This is a genomic window from Pseudomonas sp. LY-1, from assembly GCF_053502595.1.
The window spans coordinates 1,369,524-1,387,540 of sequence record NZ_CP094353.1; the positions used below are offsets into that span (position 1 = coordinate 1,369,524).

15 protein-coding genes and 1 pseudogene are annotated in these 18,017 nt (G+C 63.1%); 3 read left to right on the forward strand and 13 right to left on the reverse strand.

The window, feature by feature from the left end; all coding sequences use genetic code 11:
• Positions 1 to 4: 4 nt before the first annotated feature.
• From MOQ67_RS06270 to MOQ67_RS06280, 3 genes are read left to right on the forward strand one after another with little or no spacing between them, the layout of a single operon-like run.
• Positions 5 to 2,206 (forward strand): FUSC family protein, encoded by a 2,202-nt coding sequence (locus MOQ67_RS06270; RefSeq protein WP_046484570.1) that lies wholly within the window; start codon positions 5 to 7, stop codon positions 2,204 to 2,206.
• On the forward strand, positions 2,196 to 2,396 hold the full coding sequence (locus tag MOQ67_RS06275) for a DUF1656 domain-containing protein (protein WP_017845905.1): 201 nt from the start codon (positions 2,196 to 2,198) through the stop codon (positions 2,394 to 2,396). The genes MOQ67_RS06270 and MOQ67_RS06275 overlap by 11 nt, the downstream gene beginning before the upstream one ends.
• A gap of 10 nt (positions 2,397 to 2,406) precedes the next feature.
• On the forward strand, positions 2,407 to 3,267 hold the full coding sequence (locus tag MOQ67_RS06280) for an efflux RND transporter periplasmic adaptor subunit (RefSeq protein ID WP_046484565.1): 861 nt from the start codon (positions 2,407 to 2,409) through the stop codon (positions 3,265 to 3,267).
• A gap of 30 nt (positions 3,268 to 3,297) precedes the next feature.
• Here the strand turns inward: MOQ67_RS06280 and MOQ67_RS06285 are convergent, their stop codons facing one another.
• The 13 genes and pseudogenes from MOQ67_RS06285 to MOQ67_RS06345 all read right to left on the reverse strand — a co-directional run bounded on the left by MOQ67_RS06285 (position 3,298) and on the right by MOQ67_RS06345 (position 18,017).
• Positions 3,298 to 4,200 carry an HlyD family secretion protein gene (locus tag MOQ67_RS06285; protein WP_198718175.1) on the reverse strand — a complete coding sequence of 301 codons (903 nt, stop codon included), beginning with the start codon at positions 4,198 to 4,200 and terminating at the stop codon, positions 3,298 to 3,300.
• Positions 4,197 to 4,847: pseudogene (locus tag MOQ67_RS06290) on the reverse strand (ABC transporter ATP-binding protein); the annotation flags it as partial. The pseudogene MOQ67_RS06290 and the gene MOQ67_RS06285, both read right to left, overlap by 4 nt.
• A 109-nt stretch (positions 4,848 to 4,956) precedes the next feature.
• Positions 4,957 to 6,087: an ABC transporter permease gene (locus tag MOQ67_RS06295; protein WP_017845901.1), complete on the reverse strand. Its 1,131-nt coding sequence runs from the start codon at positions 6,085 to 6,087 to the stop codon at positions 4,957 to 4,959.
• Entirely contained in the window at positions 6,087 to 7,433 is a 1,347-nt protein-coding gene (locus tag MOQ67_RS06300; protein WP_307847672.1) for a TolC family protein, read from the reverse strand. Before MOQ67_RS06300 ends, MOQ67_RS06295 begins: the two co-directional genes overlap by 1 nt.
• A gap of 310 nt (positions 7,434 to 7,743) precedes the next feature.
• On the reverse strand, positions 7,744 to 8,145 hold the full coding sequence (locus MOQ67_RS06305) for a DUF4440 domain-containing protein (RefSeq protein ID WP_126586172.1): 402 nt from the start codon (positions 8,143 to 8,145) through the stop codon (positions 7,744 to 7,746).
• Positions 8,146 to 8,958, reverse strand: a complete 813-nt coding sequence (locus tag MOQ67_RS06310; RefSeq protein ID WP_198718173.1) for an SDR family oxidoreductase — start codon at positions 8,956 to 8,958, stop codon at positions 8,146 to 8,148.
• A 14-nt stretch (positions 8,959 to 8,972) separates the two neighbouring features.
• A complete protein-coding gene (locus MOQ67_RS06315) occupies positions 8,973 to 9,437 on the reverse strand; it encodes a hypothetical protein (RefSeq protein ID WP_017845897.1) in 465 nt (154 codons plus the stop codon).
• 743 nt (positions 9,438 to 10,180) lie between these two features.
• Complete coding sequence (locus tag MOQ67_RS06320) at positions 10,181 to 11,632, reverse strand: mannose-1-phosphate guanylyltransferase/mannose-6-phosphate isomerase (RefSeq protein WP_198717669.1); 1,452 nt, start codon at positions 11,630 to 11,632, stop codon at positions 10,181 to 10,183.
• Positions 11,633 to 11,853: 221 nt separating this feature from the next.
• Entirely contained in the window at positions 11,854 to 12,510 is a 657-nt protein-coding gene (locus tag MOQ67_RS06325) for an alginate O-acetyltransferase AlgF (RefSeq protein ID WP_104903881.1), read from the reverse strand.
• A 16-nt stretch (positions 12,511 to 12,526) separates the two neighbouring features.
• Complete coding sequence (locus MOQ67_RS06330) at positions 12,527 to 13,711, reverse strand: alginate O-acetyltransferase (RefSeq protein ID WP_046488669.1); 1,185 nt, start codon at positions 13,709 to 13,711, stop codon at positions 12,527 to 12,529.
• Positions 13,712 to 13,722: 11 nt separating this feature from the next.
• Positions 13,723 to 15,255 (reverse strand): MBOAT family O-acyltransferase, encoded by a 1,533-nt coding sequence (locus tag MOQ67_RS06335; RefSeq protein ID WP_046384629.1) that lies wholly within the window; start codon positions 15,253 to 15,255, stop codon positions 13,723 to 13,725.
• Positions 15,256 to 15,450: 195 nt separating this feature from the next.
• Positions 15,451 to 16,560 (reverse strand): mannuronate-specific alginate lyase, encoded by a 1,110-nt coding sequence (locus MOQ67_RS06340; RefSeq protein ID WP_232925516.1) that lies wholly within the window; start codon positions 16,558 to 16,560, stop codon positions 15,451 to 15,453.
• Positions 16,561 to 16,568: 8 nt separating this feature from the next.
• Positions 16,569 to 18,017: an alginate O-acetyltransferase gene (locus tag MOQ67_RS06345; RefSeq protein ID WP_046385355.1), complete on the reverse strand. Its 1,449-nt coding sequence runs from the start codon at positions 18,015 to 18,017 to the stop codon at positions 16,569 to 16,571.

The following is an 18,017-nucleotide window of genomic DNA, read 5'->3' on the forward strand; positions in this document are numbered from 1 at the left end:
TTTGATGACTCCCTTGCCTGCACCGCTGCGCTGGCTGTATTCCCTTGAGTGGCGCCGTGGCTTTTTCGACTGGGCACGCAGTGACGGCGTGACCTGGGTGTACATCTTCAAGGTGCTGATCGCTGCGTTCGCCACGCTGTGGCTGGCCATGCGCCTGGAACTGCCGCAACCGCGCACCGCGATGATCACCGTGTTTATCGTGATGCAACCCCAGAGCGGCCAGGTGTTCGCCAAGAGCTTCTATCGCTTCCTCGGCACCTTGGCCGGGTCGGCGGTGATGGTGTTCCTGATCGCCTTGTTTGCGCAGAACACCGAGCTGTTCCTCGGCTCGCTGGCGATCTGGGTGGGGATTTGCACCGCTGGCGCCACGCGCAACCGCAACTTTCGCGCCTATGGCTTCGTGCTCGCCGGCTACACCGCTGCGATGGTCGGCCTGCCGTCCCTGGCCCACCCGGACGGGGCGTTCATGGCGGCCGTGTGGCGGGTGCTGGAAATTTCCCTGGGGATTCTGGTCTCCACACTGGTCAGCGCGGCGATCCTGCCGCAGACCTCCAGTGCGGCCATGCGCAACGCGCTGTACCAGCGGTTTGGCGTATTTGCGCTGTTCGTCACCGACGGCCTGCGTGGGCGCAGCCAGCGCGAGAGCTTCGAAAGCACCAACGTGCGCTTTATCGCCGAAGCCGTGGGCCTGGAAGGCCTGCGCAGCATCACCGTGTTCGAAGACCCGCACATGCGTCGGCGCAACGGCCGGCTCAGTCGCCTCAACAGCGAATTCATGAGCATCACCACGCGCTTCAACGCCTTGCACCAGTTGCTCGAACGCCTGCGTGCCGATGCCGCGGACCACGTTGTCGCCGAAATCAAACCGGGCTTGCAGGACTTGGCCGAGGTACTCGACGGGTTTTCCGGCCGCGCCCTCACCAGCCCCGACGCGGCGCGGCTGGTCAACCAGTTGAGCGTCTACAAGGACGGCTTGCCCGCCAAGGTCCGCAGCCTGCGAGCGATCTTCCAGCAAGGCAACCCGAGCGAAGACGAGCAGTTGGACTTTCATACCGCCTACGAGTTGCTCTACCGCTTCGTCGACGACCTGCACAACTACGCACAGACCCACGCCTCCCTGGCCGATCACACCCATGCGCGGGAACAGTGGGACGAAACCTTCATCCCCAAAACCAACTGGCTGGCCTGCGTGGCCTCGGGGGTGCGGGCGTCGTTCATCCTGATCGTGCTCGGCAGCTACTGGGTGGCGACCGCCTGGCCGAGCGGCGCGACCATGACCATGATCGCCGCCGCCACCGTCGGCCTGTCCGCCGCCACACCGAACCCCAAACGCATGGCGTTCCAGATGGCGTGCGGCACCCTGATCGGGGCGCTGGTGGGCTTCGTCGAAATGTTTTTCGTGTTTCCCTGGATCGACGGCTTCCCGCTGCTGTGCGTGATGCTCGCGCCGGTGATCATCCTCGGTGCCTTCCTCGCTTCACGCCCGCAATACGCCGGGGTCGGCGTGGGCCTGCTGATCTTTTTCAGCACCGGTTCGGTGCCGGACAACCTCACGGTCTACAACCCCTACAACTTTATCAACGACTACATCGCGATGATCATCGGCATGCTGGTGTGCGCGGCGGCAGGGGCGATCATCCTGCCGCCCAACAGCCGCTGGCTGTGGCGCCGCCTGGAACAGGACCTGCGCGAGCAAGTGGTGTACGCGATCAGCGGCAAGCTCAAGGGCCTGGCGTCGAGTTTCGAAAGCCGCACCCGCGACCTGCTGCACCAGGCCTACGGCCTCGCTGTCGGCCAGCCGCAAGTACAACGCAACCTGTTGCGCTGGATGTTCGTGGTGCTTGAAGTCGGCCATGCGATCATCGAGTTGCGCAAGGAACAGGCGATCCTGCCGATCCACCCGGCCTACGCCGAATCCCAGCCCTGGCGCCAGGCGATCCGCGTGATGGGCCGCTCACTGGTGCGCCTGTTCCTGCAACCCAGCGCCAGCAACCTGGAGCGCGGGCTGATTGCCGTCGACCATGCGATCAGCCGCGTGCAGGCGACCGACGAACCCTTCGCGCCGCACTTCGATACCTCGGCCCTGCGTCGGGTGAAAAGCTACCTGCACTTCATCCGCACTTCGCTGCTGGACCCGCAATCGCCGCTGGCGGCCTACAAGCCCCAAGGCGCGCTTATGTTGAAAGGAGCTGGGCATGCCTCGTGAAATCGCGTTCCACGGCATTTACATGCCGACCGTGACCCTGATGTTTTTGATCGCGGCGGGGTTGGCCTGGGCGCTGGACCGCTTCCTGGGGGGGTTCGATCTGTACCGTTTTTTCTGGCACCCGGCGTTGCTGCGCCTGAGCCTGTTCGTTTGCCTGTTCGGCGCCCTGGCGCTGACCGTCTACCGTTGAGAATGCCCCGATGAAAAAGTTTTTCAGCCTGCTCGCGACCTTGCTGGTTCTGGCTCTGGCGATCTGGATTGGCCGCACGCTGTGGGTGCATTACATGGAAACCCCCTGGACCCGCGATGGCCGCGTGCGCGCCGACATCATCAATGTCGCCGCCGACGTCACCGGCGAAGTGGTCAACGTGCCGGTGCGTGACAACCAGTTGGTGAAAAAGGGCGACCTGCTGATGCAGATCGACCCCGAACACTACCGCCTCGCCGTCAAACAGGCGCAAGCCCTTGTCGCTTCGCGCAAAGCTACCTGGGAAATGCGCAAGGACAACGCCCACCGCCGCGCCGACCTCGACGCGCTGGTGATCTCCAGGGAAAACCGCGACGACGCCGGCAACGTCGCCGACTCGGCCCTCGCCGACTACCAGCACGCCCAGGCACAACTGGAAGCCGCCGAACTGAACTTGAAACGCACGCAAGTGGTGGCGGCCGTCGACGGCTACGTCACCAACCTCAACGTGCATCGCGGTGACTACGCGCGCATCGGCGAAGCCAAGATGGCCGTGGTCGATATGAACTCGTTCTGGGTCTATGGCTTCTTCGAAGAAACCAAACTGCCCCACGTCAAGGTCGGCGATAAGGCCGATATGCAGTTGATGAGCGGCGAAACCCTCAAGGGCCATGTGGAAAGCATTTCCCGCGGCATCTACGACCGCGACAACCCCGAGAGCCGCGAGCTGATCGCCGACGTGAACCCGACCTTTAACTGGGTGCGCTTGGCCCAGCGCGTGCCGGTGCGGATTCATATCGATGAAGTGCCCGAAGGCGTGTTGTTGGCGGCGGGGATTACCTGCACGGTGATTGTTGACTCTATCCAGCACTGAACCTCTGTCGGGGTGGGTCGTGACGATTAGCTACGGCCCAAACCGCACCAGCATGCGCTGCCCCACCCGCAGAGACGGCGGCGCCGGCTGATCGAACGCCAATATGCATTCAACGGTACGCATATTGGCCCTGACCAGGGCGTCGTCTTCCAGGGTGCTGTTGCCCAATACCGCACTGATCCGCACCACATGGGCGGTCAGCGCCACTGAACCATCGGCGCTGTCATCGGTGACTTCGGCCTTCATCCCGGGGCGCACCGCGCCGGTGAATGACTCGTTGAGCTCGGCCCTTACGATACGCGCCTGGTTCGGCAACAAAACGAAAGCCGGCCCGGACTGTGCAGACACTGCGGCACCGGGTTGAATCAGGCGACGAACCACCTCGGCGTCGACCGGCGCACGCAGGCTGCGTTGCGCCAGTTCGTAGCGTGCCGCCGTCAGCTTTCTCGCGGTGACTTCGGCGTCTGTCTGAGTCTTTTCAATCTCGTCGCGCAAGCGCTCGGCGGCCTCGTGGGCCCCATCGGCGCTCTGGCTGTCGCCGGCGCCTGCCTTGGCGGCGGCGGTCAGGCGGCTGGCCTGCTGCTCGGCGAACTTGAGCTGCCTTGCCAACTGTTTGGCTTGGATCTGCACCTGGCGTTGCTCGGTCAGTGCGGCGGCGACGGCCAGTTGCGCCAGTTCACTGTCCAGGGTGGCGAGCAGTTGGCCTTTCTTGACCTGCTCGCCTTCCGTCACCTTGATCTCGGCGACCACGCCGTTGCGACTCGCGCCGAGCTTGAGCAAACCGCCTTCCACATCGATACGGCCACGCGCGACGGCCAGGTAGGTTGGCGCCGTTGACGTCGGCGTGGAAGGCGCATCTTCACGGGAGCAGGCGCTCAGCAATACAAGTGCGGTACTCAGAAGCAGCCAAGAGCGAAGCGGGCGCGCGTTCATACAGAGTGTTCCTGGGTTCCGACCATAGCGGCCGGTTGGAAGGGAAGGGATTGATCGTTCAAAATGCGGCCGTCTTCTATGGTCAGCACGCGGTCGCAATTACTGATCAGGCGCGGATCGTGGCTGACGCACAGCACCGTGGTGCCACGCGTGCGGGCGATGCGGTGCAAAATATCGATCACGATCTGGCCGTTGGCCGCATCGAGGGCGCTGGTCGGTTCGTCGGCGAACAACAACTCGGGGGCCTTTGCCACGGCGCGTGCAATGGCTACGCGCTGCTTTTCGCCGCCGGACAATTCGGCCGGGCACAGTTGCATGCGCGAGCCCAGCCCGACGTCCTCCAGCGCCTCAATGGCGCGTGCTCGGACTTCCGTGCTCGGCAGCCCCAGGTAGCTCAAGGGCAGCTCGACCTGTTGCTGCGCAGTCAACGCCGGAAACAGGTTGAACCCCTGGAATACGAAGCCGGTGTGGCGCAGGCGAAAATTCTCCAGGGCCCGCGTGTCGAGGCTTGAAAGGTCGTGCCCCAGGGCCGATGCGCTGCCGCGGTCGGGCTGCTGCAGGCCGCTGAGGATCGCCAGTAGCGTGCTTTTGCCACAGCCGGACGGGCCTGAGATCAGGGTCAGTTCGCCGGGCCGTATCGCCAGGGTAATGTCATGCAGCACTGGGGTTACGACCCGCCCCGAGGTGAACGATTTACTGATACTGCTGGCTTGCAGCGTGAAGGGTGTGGCGGATGTCAGGAGACTCATGGCAGTGCTATCTCAGAAGGCTGGCCGGGTCGGCGTGGCGTAAGGTGCGGATGGCCGCCAGGCCCGACACGAGTGCCAGGAGCATGCTCAGGCACAGGCAGGCGAGGGCCGCGACGGGCGAAAGCTGCACCGGCACGTTGTAGTGCGCCGCCAGGGCGAAGAACAGGCCGGCGAGCACCGAACTGCCCAGCAGCCCCAGTGCCCCGACCCAGAAAGCCTGCTCCATGACCACTTTGCGCAGGGCATTCACGCCGACGCCGAGGGCGTTCAAGGTGGCGTACTCGCGGATGGAACCGACGACGGCGGCGACCAGCGTCTGGCTGGTGATGACCGCGCCCACCAGGAACACAATCGCGGCCAGAAACAGCACGCCGGCACCGGCGCCGGTGTCGAACATCCAATACATCTGCGAGCGCTGGGCGAACTGTTGTGCGGTCCATACCGAATAGTTGCCGAACGCAGGGCCGTTGCTCAGGCGCGCGGCAACCGCACCGGCCTGAGCGGGATCGCGCACTTTGGCCACCAGGTAGGTGATGCGGTCTGCTGCGGTGGTGGTGTCGAGCTGCCGGGCGGTGGCCAGCGACGCCAGCACATTGACCCCGCCCAGCGCGCGCAGGCCGCTGGTGACACCCACCACGCGCACACGTTGCCCGTTGATGGTCGCGGCGTCCCCCAGGTTCACGCCCAGGGTGCTCAGATCGGCGCGGTCGACGATCACCGCACCGGGCTCGGCCAGGCGGGCGCGCAGTGCCGTCGGCAGGGCGCGCGCAAACATCAGGCCGTCCGGCCCGACGTCGATGCCGCTGACAAACACCGACACGCCACCGGTATCTCGCGCACCGCGCCAATCGGCGTCGACCCAGCGAAACGACTCGACACGCAGGACATCGGCGTCCATGCGCAGGCGCATTTCCACGCCGGCATCGATCGGTCTCCCGAGGTTGACGCTTTGCGTGCCGGGGTAACCGACCCAGAGGTCCGCCGTAGAGCCGGTGATATAGACGCTGGCACTGCCGAAAATACCCAGCACCAGCGCGGCCTGGAGCAACTGCAGCAGCCCCGCGAAGCCTACGGCGATCATCGCGGGCAGGAAGCGCCGCCATTCGTGGATCAGTGTCAGACGGGCAAGCGCCACCATCAGTCGGCATCCTTCACTGTCGGGTTCGGTAACGGTGCGCCGCCCAGGGCTTTATAAAGCGCGATGTAGGCGATGTCCCGTTCGGTGCTGGCGCTGTCGGCCTGTCGCATGGCTTGCAGTGCCTGCACGTGGGCGCTCGTCAGTTCCAGTGGGCTCATGAGCCCCAGGCGCTCGCGTTGTTGCAAGGCCTCCAGGCGCGTCTGCGTCGCCTTATGGGCCTGGCGCGAGGCGTGCTCGCGCAGGCGCGTTTGTTCGAGGTCGCCCAGGGCGATTTCGGCTTCGGCAACGCCTTGCAACACCGCCTGGCGATAAGTCAGAACCGCTGCCTGCAACAGGTGGTCTTTCGCGCGGGCGGTGGCGATACGTTGGCCCCAGTCGAACAACGGGATGCTGATCCCCGGCCCGGCCGAGAAAATACTGTTGCCGCTGGGCGTGCGCTTGCGGTTGCTGGCAATGTTCAGCGACCACTGCAACGAAGCGCCCAGGCTGAGATGCGGGTAGATATCGGCGCGGCTCATCCCCAACTCCCCGGCGGCCACAAGAACCTCGGCCTCGGCGCTGGCAATTTCCGGGCGTGTGCGCAGCAGGTCCGCCGGCACGTTGTTGAGTTGCCACTGGCCGAGCGTGGGCTGCGGTCCGGGCTGCAGCCAGCGCGGGTCGGGCTCCGGCCGACCCGACAACAGCGCCAACTGCTGGGCATGGCGGTGGATCCGTTGTTGCGGCCCGCTCAGCTGCATCTCGGCCCGCGCCAGTTCCGCCTCGGCGCCCGCCACGTCAGCGTGCGGCGCCAGGGCAAGTTGCTCGCGCACACGCAGCAGCGCCAGTTTTTCCTGCTGAGCGTCACGAATGGCCGTCAGCGCGCGTTCGGCGTGTTGCGCCGAACGCAGCTCAACCCAATGCCGGGTGACTTCGGCGACCAGCGACACCTGGACGCTGCGCAAGTCGGCGGCCACCAGCGCCTGGTTGCCCTCGGTGATGCGATCCGCGCTCTGCCTGGCGCCGAACAGTGGCAGTTCCCACTGTGCATCGAAGCCGATCAGGAAGTACGAACTGCTGGTGTCGGGGCTTATCGCGTCGTGGGTCTTGATCCCGAGCGAGGGCAGATAGGGCGCTTGCGAATGTTGGCTCAGCACTCGCGCAGCCCGCAGGCGCTCGACTGCGGCGGCGACGTCGAGGTTGTTTTGCAATGCCTGATCCACCAGGGTATCGAGTTCAGGATCATTGAAGGCGTGCCACCACCGATTGAGGTCAGGCTTGGCCGGCGCCAGAGGGGACGGTGCATTGCGCCATGCCTCTGGCGCGGGCGGTTTCAACGCGGGCAGAGGTGCGACCGAACAGCCTGTCACCGCAGTTAACCCCAGTGACAGTGTGAGCAGCGTCCGACAGGCGCGCGATTTGTTTAAAGGCTTGATAGGGGTCACCCAAGAGGTACCGGAACGGCTGTGTCAAATCGACGCGAACAGCGATCAACGACAAGCGAGGTATGAGGTCTGAGCGTGTTGAGTCAGAAGTCAGCGCGTCACTCTAGCGAGAGTGTCCGTTCAGTTCTGTAGCGAAATTGTATTGCCGCCAATGAGCGGGGGACTCAGGGCGATGGGCTGTGCGCGCAAGCGGGGGGAGGCTTGCGCGCATACTGGCGGGGTGTTGCCTGGCGGTTCAGGCCTGGCAGTACGTCTCGTGCAAATGGCGCCACAGCAGTGCGCCGCTGGCCTGTTTCTCGAAGACCACCGTGGCGCGGCGATCGGTCTGGGTGCCGCTGTCGTCGATCTGATGTTCGCGGTAACTGACGACGGCGCCGCGTGCATGCCGGTCAATGCCGCTCAGTTCGCTCAAGGTGATCTTCAACCCTGGCCGCTGGCCGCCCAGGCGGGTGAACAGGTAATTGACCCCCGCGGCGTTCATGCGTGTGCCGGTGGAGGGCGCAATCATGCTGAACTCCGGCGAGAAGCGCGCGAGCAGCTTTTGCAGCGTGCCTTCAGGCGCCACGCCGGCGAACCACTGTTCGATCTCGACGTGGGTCTGGATCACTTCTTCGAAAAAGTCGCTGTAGTCGATCATTTACAAACTCCTATTCAAACCAAAGCGTCGCTTCAATACGTTTTCCAACAACCCTTTGGGCAGTAACGCCGCCATCAACGGCAGTGCCCGACTGCCATTGCCCGCGCGCAATAAGCGGGGCGGTGTCGGTTGTTGCACGGCGTTCAGGACCTGGCTGGCAAATCGGCTGGCCGGTGTCGGGTTGTCCTGGGAGGCCCGGGAGCGCGCGCGGATGCCTTCGCGCAACGGCCACCACGGCGAATGTTCGTTGATCAACAGCTCCGCCTGGGCCCCGGCGTTTTTCGCAAAGCGGGTATCGATTGCGCCCGGTTGCACTTCCATCACCCGCACGCCAAACGGCGCCAGTTCCATGCGCAGGGCATCGCTCAAGGCATGCACGGCGGCTTTGGAGGCGCAGTAGGCGCCAGCGAATGGCGTCACCAGCACCCCGGAAACGCTGCCGATATTCACCACCAAGCCTTTGCCGCGACGCAGTGCGGGGAAGAATGCCTGGGTCACACCGACGATGGAAAACACGTTGGTTTCGAACTGACACTGCAGCGCCTCGGTGCCGCCGTCGAGCAACGGGCCCATGGCGCCGTAGCCGGCGTTGTTGACCAGCACATCCAGCTCGCCCCACTGCTCGGCCAGGTGCTGCAAGGCGGCGCTGTCGTTGACGTCCAGTTGCACCGCATTGAAGCCGGCGGCGGACAAGCGGGCGACGTCTTCCGGTTGGCGGGCGCTGGCCCACACGTCGAAGCCGGCGGATTTGAAGGCCTCGGCCAAGGCGCGCCCGATGCCGCTGGAGCAACCGGTGATGAGTACGTTGGGCATGGATCGGTCCTTTGTCAGTCCGAGAAGCTGCCTTGCAAATGCTCGGCGCGAAATTCCAGGGTTTGCGGGCGGTAGCCAGGGCGCAGCGGCGGGGTGGGCAGGCAGTCGTCCCAGGTGGCGCCGGCCTGCAACTCGCCGGGGCCGCGATAGCGTGGGGCAGCGTAGACGTTGTCGGCCAGGTTGACCGTATCGCCCGGTGCGTAGGCAGCGACACGCCAGCGCAGTTCGGTCAGCGGTACGTCGTTGCCGTTGTTCAGGGTCAGCTTCAGTGGGCGGTCGGCCGGGCAGTCCTGCGGGGCGTAGACAATGCGCAGCTCCAGGCGCGCCAGTTGCGACGCTTCACGATTGTCCAGCCACACCACCCACACGCCCACCAGCCCCAGGCCCACAGCGGCGGCCAGCGATACGGGCAGGGCTTTGGCCGGGTAGCGCAGCAACAGGACCAGCCAGGTGATGATCAGGAGAACGCCGAAGAACATGGAGACCACCTCGAATAGGGAACGAGCATCCTAACTTAAGCGTAGGTGGGATTGGCTACCTTGAGTGCTGCGGTGGCCGGGAGGGCCTCATCGGGGGCAAGCCCCCTCCCACCTTTGATCTGTGAATACATTCAAATGTGGGAGGGGGCTTGCCCCCGATGAGGCCCTCACAGCCAGCACAAATCCCAAACAAAAAGCCCCCTCCCACCTTTGATCTGTGAATACATTCAAATGTGGGAGGGGGCTTGCCCCCGATGAGGCCCTCACAGCCAGCACAAATCCCAAACAAAAAGCCCCCACCCACCTTTGATCTGTGAATACATTCAAATGTGGGAGGGGGCTTGCCCCCGATGAGGCCCTCACAACCAGCACAAATCCCAAACAAAAAGCCCCCACCCACCTTTGATCTGTGAATACATTCAAATGTGGGAGGGGGCTTGCCCCCGATGAGGCCCTCACAGCCAGCGCAAATCCCAAACAAAAAGCCCCCTCCCACCTTTGATCTGTGAATACATTCAAATGTGGGAGGGGGCTTGCCCCCGATGAGGCCCTCACAACCAGCACAAATCCCAAACAAAAAGCCCCCTCCCACCTTTGATCTGTTAATACATTCAAATGTGGGAGGGGGCTTGCCCCCGATGAGGCCCTCACAACCAGCGCAAATCCCAAACAAAAAGCCCCCACCCAAGCCACTGCGGATAGGGGACGCAATGGCTTGGGCGAGGGCTTCTTGCAGGACTGTATTACTGCGCGATCGTTTTCACCGACACGCCACGTTCCACCGGCGTCGAGCGACCGTAGATATCCTCAAACCGCTCGATATCGTCTTCGCCCAAATAGCTGCCCGATTGCACTTCGATGATCTCCAGCGGGATCTTGCCCGGGTTGCGCAAGCGGTGTACCGAGGCGATCGGGATGTAGGTGGACTGGTTCTCGCAGAGCAGGAACACGTTCTCGTCACAGGTGACTTCGGCGGTGCCGCTGACCACGATCCAGTGTTCGGCGCGGTGGTGGTGCATCTGCAGCGACAGGCACGCGCCCGGCTTGACCGAGATGTGCTTGACCTGGAAGCGCCCGCCCATGTCGACCGAGTCGTAGGAGCCCCACGGACGGTAGACTTCGCAGTGGTTCTGGGTTTCGCTGCGCCCTTGTTCGTTGAGGGTGGCGACCATCTGCTTGACGCCCTGGACCTTGTCCTTGTGGGCAATCATCATCGCGTCCTTGGTTTCCACCACCACGATGTTTTCCAGGCCGATCACCGACACCAGCTTGCCGTTGCCGTGGATCATGCAGTTCTTGCTGTCCTGGATCACCACGTCGCCTTTGGTGACGTTGCCGTTGACGTCTTTATCGTTGACCGCCCACAGCGACGCCCAGCAACCCACGTCGCTCCAGCCCGCGCTCAGCGGCACCACGCAGGCGCGCTGGGTTTTTTCCATCACCGCGTAGTCGATGGAATTGTCCGGGCAGCAGGCGAAGGTGGCTTCGTCGAAGGTCACGGTGTCGGCGGTCTGCTCGCTGCGTTCGAGGGTCAGCACGCAGGTGTCGTAGATGTCCGGGTCGTGCTTTTTCAGCTCTTCGAGGAAGCGGCTGGCGCGGAACAGGAACATGCCGCTGTTCCAGAAGTAACCGCCGTTTTTGACGAACTCGACGGCGCGTTTTTCATCGGGTTTTTCCACGAACTGTTGCACGCGGCTCACGCCTTCGGGCAGCAGCGAATCGTTGGCGGACTTGATGTAGCCATAACCGGTTTCCGGACGGGTCGCCGGCACGCCGAACAGCACCATCTCGCCGCGCTCGGCGGCCACGGTGGCCAGGGCCAGGGCGCGTTGCAGGGCTTTCTGGTCGTCGATCACATGGTCGGCCGGCAGCACCAGCATCAGCTCATCGCGGCCTTCGTTGACCAGCATCATCGCGGTCAGCGCCACGGCTGGCGCGGTGTTGCGGCCGAAGGGTTCCATCAGGATGCGCTGGGCTTCCAGCTTGCGCACGCTCAGTTGCTCGTTGACGATGAACCGATGGTCTTTGTTGCAGACCACGATTGGGGTGTCCATGCCATCGAATACCAGGCGCTCCAGGGTTTGCTGGAACAGCGTGTGCTCGCCGGTCAGGGCCAGGAACTGTTTAGGAAACTGTTTGCGCGAAAGCGGCCAAAGACGTGAGCCGCTACCACCGGAAAGGATTACTGGGATCATGCTGTTTCTCCTTGAATCGATTTGGGTCAGAGCTACGAAGGTTTGTCGTTCCACTCTTGTTTTTGTCTCGGTCCGAACTGACGCCTCTGCCCTCTGTAGGCGCGAGCTTGCTCGCGAAGAACTTCCAGACACCGCGTACATCCAGAATGCCCGCGTCATCAGTGGCGATTTTCGCGAGCAAGCTCGCTCCTACAGTGGGTTGCTGTCAGTCCGAGAAATGTTTAGCGGGTCGACACGGGGCGTTTCACCCACACTGGCGACAGGCTTGAACCGGAGCCGGTGACATACAGCACCGCCGCCTCACCACGCTCCAGGGCTACCGGTTTCACGTCGCCGACTTTCTTGTCGCCGTCGTACAGCGCCAGGCTGACCTTCACCGGGTTGATTTCACGCTCGCCACGGCCTTTGGCGGCGACGGCCTTGACCACGTCGGTCTTGCCGTCGGCGGTTTTCAGGGTCAGGGCCTTGTCGCTGAGGTTCTGCACGCGCACCAGGGATTTCTGTTTGTTCTTGAACGGCGGTTCTTCGATCAACTGCGGCTGACCGCTGCTGTTGTTGACCAGGGTGTAGTAGTGGTCGGCGGCGAGCTTGACCGACACGGTCTGGCTGCCCACCTTGGCGCTGTAGTCGCCGCCGGGCATGAAGCTGAAGTCGCTACTGGCCAACGGGGCCACTTCGCTCAGGTTGGTGGCGCCGACGGTGGCGCTGACTTCCTGATTGGAGGCGTTATAGACACGCACGAAGCTCGAGCCTTTCGGGGCGACAGGGCCGTACAAGGCGGCGTCACCGCCGGCGAAGGCGGACATCGATACAACGCTCATGCCGGCAACCAGGGCCAGGGTCTTGGCGAGACGACGCGGAGTAGTAGTGAAAGTCATGTGAGTTACCTCTCTTTCAGTTTTGCGCCCGTTCGGGCGTCTCGGATTTTGGGTGTTTAGCTGGAGTGTTCAGTGCCATGTTCTGTTGGCGCGCACCGGCTTGTTTGAGTTGCGCGACCCACTGCGGGTCGGCATCGCCGATTTCGTTGTTGACAGGCAGATAGCGTTCCGGGAACTCCCAGATCAGCACCTGGGGCGGGCGGTTCTTGAAGTCATCGCTTTTGAGGTAGCTGAGCATCGGCAGGATCGGGCCATGGCCGTCTTCGGCGTAGCTGATCACGTCGCTGCCCAGGGCTTGCTTGAGCGCCCCGACGAAGTTCCAGTTGGGGTTGGCGCTGTAGCTGGTGCCGACCAGTGCCACCGGGGTTTCGCTGTCGCTGAACAGCGCGTCGTCGCCTTTGGTTTCGGCCAGGTGCGTGACGCGTTTTTCCAGCGGCTCCTTGGGCGGCATCAGGTTTTCGAACAGCGGGTCGAGCGGCAGGAACAGGCGCAGGTCGCCCTTGTGCGGTGCGGTTTTCTCGGCTTCGGTGACAAAGCGCTGCGGTTCGCCGCTCAGTGGGGCCTTGTCGGCGATCGCCTTGGCCAGTTGCTTGGCGGCGATTTCGGCACCGTCCGGGGTCCAGTGGGTGTCGGTGCGCAGGAATACTTGCTGGCCGCCGAGCTTGGCCTGTTGCAGCGGGCCAAGCAGGTCGGGGGCGAGGATCTTGTCGGCGGCGACACGGGCGTGGAAGTCCTGGTACAGGTTGGCGTGGATGCTCGCCGGTTTCACGTCACCCAGGTGTTCCGGGTACAGGCGCACCTTGGCCGGCACGATGGCGAGCACCAGTTGAATGCCTTGGGCCTTGAGCTGCTGGCGCACGCCTTCGACCAGGGCGTAGTTGCCCTCCAGGTTCTGCTCTTCGTTGACGGCGGGGTTGAACTCCTCGTCGCTGTACAGCCAGTGATCGCGGCCCAGCACCACGCCGGGGCGGCCTTCATTGAACAGCTTGTAGTCCAGCGCGGCCCAGAGGTTGGTGCCCAGGCGCTTGATCGGGAACTGTTCGTCGTAGTGGGTCTCGACGGCTTTGGTCCAGCGGCCGTTGAGCACGGTGGCGTCGGCATTGGTGCTGAAGCCGAAGAAACCGCGCAACGACCAGGCGCCCAGGGCGAGCAGCACCACCAGGAACAGGCCGATATAGAGGACGCGCAATGATCGGGTCATGGTCGGCTCCCTCAGAATTGGAAGTAAAGGAACGGCGAGAAACTCTGCGCCGACAGTTTCAGAATCGACGCCACGAACAGCAGCAGCACCGCCGCGCGCATGGCGTAGCGTGGCCAGTCAGCGGTCCAGTAGGCCGGTTGCACGGCGGCGTCTTTGCCCACGGTGAAACCTGGCTGGTGGATGCTGCCCGGGTCGTCGCCCGGCACGGCCTTGATCAGGCTCGGGTCGGCCGCCTTGGTTTTCTCGGCAGGGCGGTTGCTGTAGAAGTCGCGCAGGCCAAAGAACGCCAACGTTGCGTAGGCCACCACCAGGGTCGCCACTTGCAGGCCGGTGAGGCTGGCGCGGTTGAGTTCCGACAGCGACCATTCGCCAAAGCTGAACATCGCGCCGTACATGCGCCCGGCGACGTGCAGGTTTTCGGAACGGAAGATCACCCAGCCCATCACCACCAGCAGGAAGGTCAGCGCCCAGCGGATCGGGTTGAAGCTGCGCGGCGAGGTGTTCAGGCCGATGGCTTTCTCGATCGCCAGCCACATGCCGTGCCAGGCGCCCCACACGATGTAGGTGATGTTCGCGCCGTGCCACAGGCCACCGAGCAGCATGGTCAGGAACAGGTTGCGGTAGGTGATCAGCGTGCCTTTACGGTTGCCGCCCAGGGTGATGTAGAGGTAGTCGCGCAGCCAGGTCGACAGGCTGATGTGCCAGCGCCGCCAGAACTCGGTGATCGACTGGCTGATGTACGGCTGCTTGAAGTTTTCCATGAAGCGGAAACCCATCATCAAGCCCAGGCCGATGGCCATGTCGCTGTAGCCGGAGAAGTCGAAGTACAACTGCGCGGTGTACGCCAGCGCACCGAGCCAGGCATCACCGGTGGTGGGGTTTTGCAGGGCGAAGCAATGGTCGGCCACCACCGCCAGGGTGTCGGCGATGAAGACCTTCTTGATGAACCCCTGCATGAACCGCGTACAGCCTTCGGAGAACTTGTCGAGGGTGTGGGTGCGGTTGTTGAACTGGTCGGCCAGGTCGCGAAAGCGCAGGACGGGGCCGGCGATCAGGTGCGGGAAGATCGCCACGAACGCGGCAAAGTCGATGAGGTTGCGCGTGGCCGGAGTGTCGCCGCGATACACGTCGATGATGTAGCTGATGGACTCGAAGATGTAGAACGAGATCCCGATCGGCAACAGTACGTGGGTCAGGATGAACGGCTCCAGGCCCGCCGACTTCATCATCACGTTGATGCTGTCGACGCCGAAGTTGGCGTACTTGAAGTAGCCGAGGATGCACAGGTCGACCGCCACGCCCAGCAGCAGCCAGCGTTGCGCCGGCTTGGTACGCACGCCGGCGGCACCGACCTTGAGGCCGATCCAGTAATTCCACAGCGTGACGGCGGCGAACAGCGCCAGGAAGTCCACTCGCCACCAGGCGTAGAACACGTAGCTGGCCAGTAGCAGCAGCAGGTTGCGATAGCGTTGCCCGCTCAAGTAGTACAAGCCGAGAAAGATCGGCAAGAACAGAAACAGGAACACATTGGACGAGAAAACCATCCCGATCTCTCCATGTTTAACCAACAGTCAAGGGCCGCAGCCCCCCCAAACCCCCCCACGAATCCGGGGGGAGGTTGTATTGCTCAAATGTGGGAGGGGGCTTGCCCCCGATGGCGGTGTAACAGTCGCCATCTGTGTTGAATGACACACTGCTATCGGGGGCAAGCCCCCTCCCACATTTCTAACCGCGTTTCGTCAGCTGCCTTTGTTGCCTTTTTCGTGCGTCGGGTCGTAGACCTTGGTCAGGTCGCCCCCGAGGCGGAAGGTCTTGAACGGCTGCATCCCATGTTTGCGCTCGAGCACATCCGGCGCGCAGGTGTAGAGGGTGCAGAAGGGTTCAAGCCAGGCGAATTTCATGTCTTCCTTGAGGTCCTTCATGTCCTGCTCTTTGCCGTTCTTCTGCTCGAAGATCTGCGGGTCCTTGACCCCGGCCAGCACCTTGTCGCCCAGGCGTTTGAGCGCGCCGTTGTTTTCCTGGCGCAGGTCCACGCCGTTGACCAGGGCAAAACTGGCGATCATCGACAGCGGCGGCAGGGCGTAGTTGTGGTACGACAGCGCGCGTTGCTGGCGCTTCAGTTCGTTGGGCAGGAAGCCCTGGTCGTCGACCTGGTTGGCGCCGACTTTGTATTCCTTCACGGCCCAGTCAAACAGGTCGCGACGGTTGGTGGCGATGGACGTCGCCATCACCGACCAGGCGGCCCAGTAGGAGTGGTTGTTGGTTTTTTCCAGCGGCAGGTTGTCCCAGTCGCTCACCACCTGATCGGCCAGCCGGTTGAACCAGGCTTCGATCAGTTGCGATTCCTGCTGATGGTTGGCCAGCGGGTGCGAGTCGGAGAACTTCAGGCGCACATAGGCCGAGGCCATGCTGCCCAGCGCCCATTTGCGCATGGATTTGCCGGTGTGGTTGAAGTCCTTGGACATCAACGCATCCGCCTTGGCCCAGCTGGTCAGCCAGTTGAGTGTGCATTCCAACTGTTCCGGGCGACCATCGCGCATGAACTGCATCACACGCTTGCTGGTGTCTTTTTCCAGCTTGGTGATGTCGGCGGTGCTGTCGCGGAAGGCTTTTTCCGACTGCACGTTCAGCGTGGAACGGGCCTTGTCCGAGCCTTCGTACTTGCTGCGAAACTGCAGCGAGCCGGTGTACGGCGCCGGCATGGCGTCGCAGCCGTCCTTGAAGTCGCCGGTCTTGAACGCTTCCACCGGGGCGAAATAACCCTGGGGCGGACGCAGTGGCGCGGCGGCATTCACAGAACTGGCGAAGATCGCCAGGCCCAGCAATGTGGGGATCAATAACTTCTGCATAGGTAACCTCATTGCCCGAGTGAGGCAGTCTTCTGACCGCCGCTTGGGAATACGTTGCGTGTGCAAATTTTCGCTTCGACTTTCTGCGCGGCAGCACCCGCTTCGGGGCCCTGCACTTCCACGGCCAGCAAGTTCTGCGAGGCCCAGTCTTCGTCGGTGCGCAGTTCAAAGGCGAAACGCCCGTCTGTATCGGATGTTTCGGGTTTTTCGATTTTGATGTCCTCGTGGCGCCCGTTCATGTACCAGAGGGTGGCTTGCAAGGTTTTCACCGACGGGTCGGCGAAGCGGATGTCGACCTGATGGTTGGCGTTGCGCAGGTCTTTGTTCGAACTGTTGACCAGCAATTCGTTCTTGCCGGGTTTCAGGGTGGCGCTGGCGCTCATCTGCGCGGTCTTGCCTTCGCAGCCGTTGTCCAGCAGCGCCATCATCTGGCGGTAGATGGTTTCCTGGTCGAGGCGGTACAACGGCGAGAATTCCCAGATCAGGATTTTCGGCGGCGTCTTCTGGAACTCGTCGCTGCCCAGGTACTGGATCATCGAGCCTTCCAGGCCGCCGCCGGGGAAGGCGACGTTGAGGATGTCGGCGCCGATTTCCTGTTCGAGGAAGCCGGCGAAGTTGTAGTTCTTGCCGCTGTGGCTGGTGCCGACCAGGGTGATCTGCGGGTTGCCCGAATCGCCGAACAGGTCGCCGTCGCCGGCTTCGCCCTTGGGCTCGGTGGTGAACTGGTCCATGTACTGGATCGCGTAGCTGGTGCCGCACAGTTGCCCGGCCATGTTGTGCAGGGTGCCGGTCTTGCCCATGCGTCCGGAGCGCTTGGTTTCGAATTCGCGCTTGGGAATCTCGGCGAACTCGGGCATCGCGCGCACTTTGGCACCGACGATTTTCGCGGTGCGCTGGGCGCCGTAAGGGGTCCAGTGCTGGTCGCCGCGGAAGTAGAAATCGTGGGCCGGTAATTCATCGGGCAATTGCTCGTTGGTCAACGGCGACAGGTCCGGCACCACGTAGCCCATCTTGGCGAAACGGCCGAGCATGCTCTTGTAGTTGCCCAGGGCCTTGTCGAAATCGAACGCGGCTTTCTCTTCAGGGTTGAGCTTGTTGCGGTTCACCAGGCCACGGGTCGGCTGGTAGACCACCACCAGTTCCACGCCCTTGGCCTTGAACGCATCGTGCAGCTGTTGCATGCGTTTGTAGCCGGCGGGGCTGGTGTCGAATTCGGTGCGCAGGTCTTCCTGGGTACGGAACAGCCAGTCGCCCTGGGCTTGCACCAGGGTGGTGAAGTTCTGCTGGTAGCGCGTGGTGTAGTTCTTCGCGTCGTGGGCCGCCGGGCACAGGCTGCAGCACGGTTCGGCGCTGAAGGTCGGCGCCTTGATCTCGTCGGCGCGCACGCCCTGGCTGGCCGCGAGCAGGCCGAGGGTCAGACCCGAGAGGCTCAACAGTTTGATCATGTGTGGGTGCAT

Coding starts and splice junctions, on each gene's coding strand:
- MOQ67_RS06325 (WP_104903881.1), bottom strand. CDS start 12,510: ATGACTTTCACTACTACTCCGCGTCGTCTCGCCAAGACCCTGGCCCTG.
- MOQ67_RS06330 (WP_046488669.1), bottom strand. CDS start 13,711: ATGACCCGATCATTGCGCGTCCTCTATATCGGCCTGTTCCTGGTGGTG.
- MOQ67_RS06340 (WP_232925516.1), bottom strand. CDS start 16,560: ATGCAGAAGTTATTGATCCCCACATTGCTGGGCCTGGCGATCTTCGCC.
- MOQ67_RS06320 (WP_198717669.1), bottom strand. CDS start 11,632: ATGATCCCAGTAATCCTTTCCGGTGGTAGCGGCTCACGTCTTTGGCCG.
- MOQ67_RS06335 (WP_046384629.1), bottom strand. CDS start 15,255: ATGGTTTTCTCGTCCAATGTGTTCCTGTTTCTGTTCTTGCCGATCTTT.
- MOQ67_RS06315 (WP_017845897.1), bottom strand. CDS start 9,437: ATGTTCTTCGGCGTTCTCCTGATCATCACCTGGCTGGTCCTGTTGCTG.
- MOQ67_RS06270 (WP_046484570.1), top strand. CDS start 5: ATGACTCCCTTGCCTGCACCGCTGCGCTGGCTGTATTCCCTTGAGTGG.
- MOQ67_RS06285 (WP_198718175.1), bottom strand. CDS start 4,200: ATGAACGCGCGCCCGCTTCGCTCTTGGCTGCTTCTGAGTACCGCACTT.
- MOQ67_RS06275 (WP_017845905.1), top strand. CDS start 2,196: ATGCCTCGTGAAATCGCGTTCCACGGCATTTACATGCCGACCGTGACC.
- MOQ67_RS06305 (WP_126586172.1), bottom strand. CDS start 8,145: ATGATCGACTACAGCGACTTTTTCGAAGAAGTGATCCAGACCCACGTC.
- MOQ67_RS06345 (WP_046385355.1), bottom strand. CDS start 18,017: ATGCACCCACACATGATCAAACTGTTGAGCCTCTCGGGTCTGACCCTC.
- MOQ67_RS06310 (WP_198718173.1), bottom strand. CDS start 8,958: ATGCCCAACGTACTCATCACCGGTTGCTCCAGCGGCATCGGGCGCGCC.
- MOQ67_RS06280 (WP_046484565.1), top strand. CDS start 2,407: ATGAAAAAGTTTTTCAGCCTGCTCGCGACCTTGCTGGTTCTGGCTCTG.
- MOQ67_RS06295 (WP_017845901.1), bottom strand. CDS start 6,087: ATGGTGGCGCTTGCCCGTCTGACACTGATCCACGAATGGCGGCGCTTC.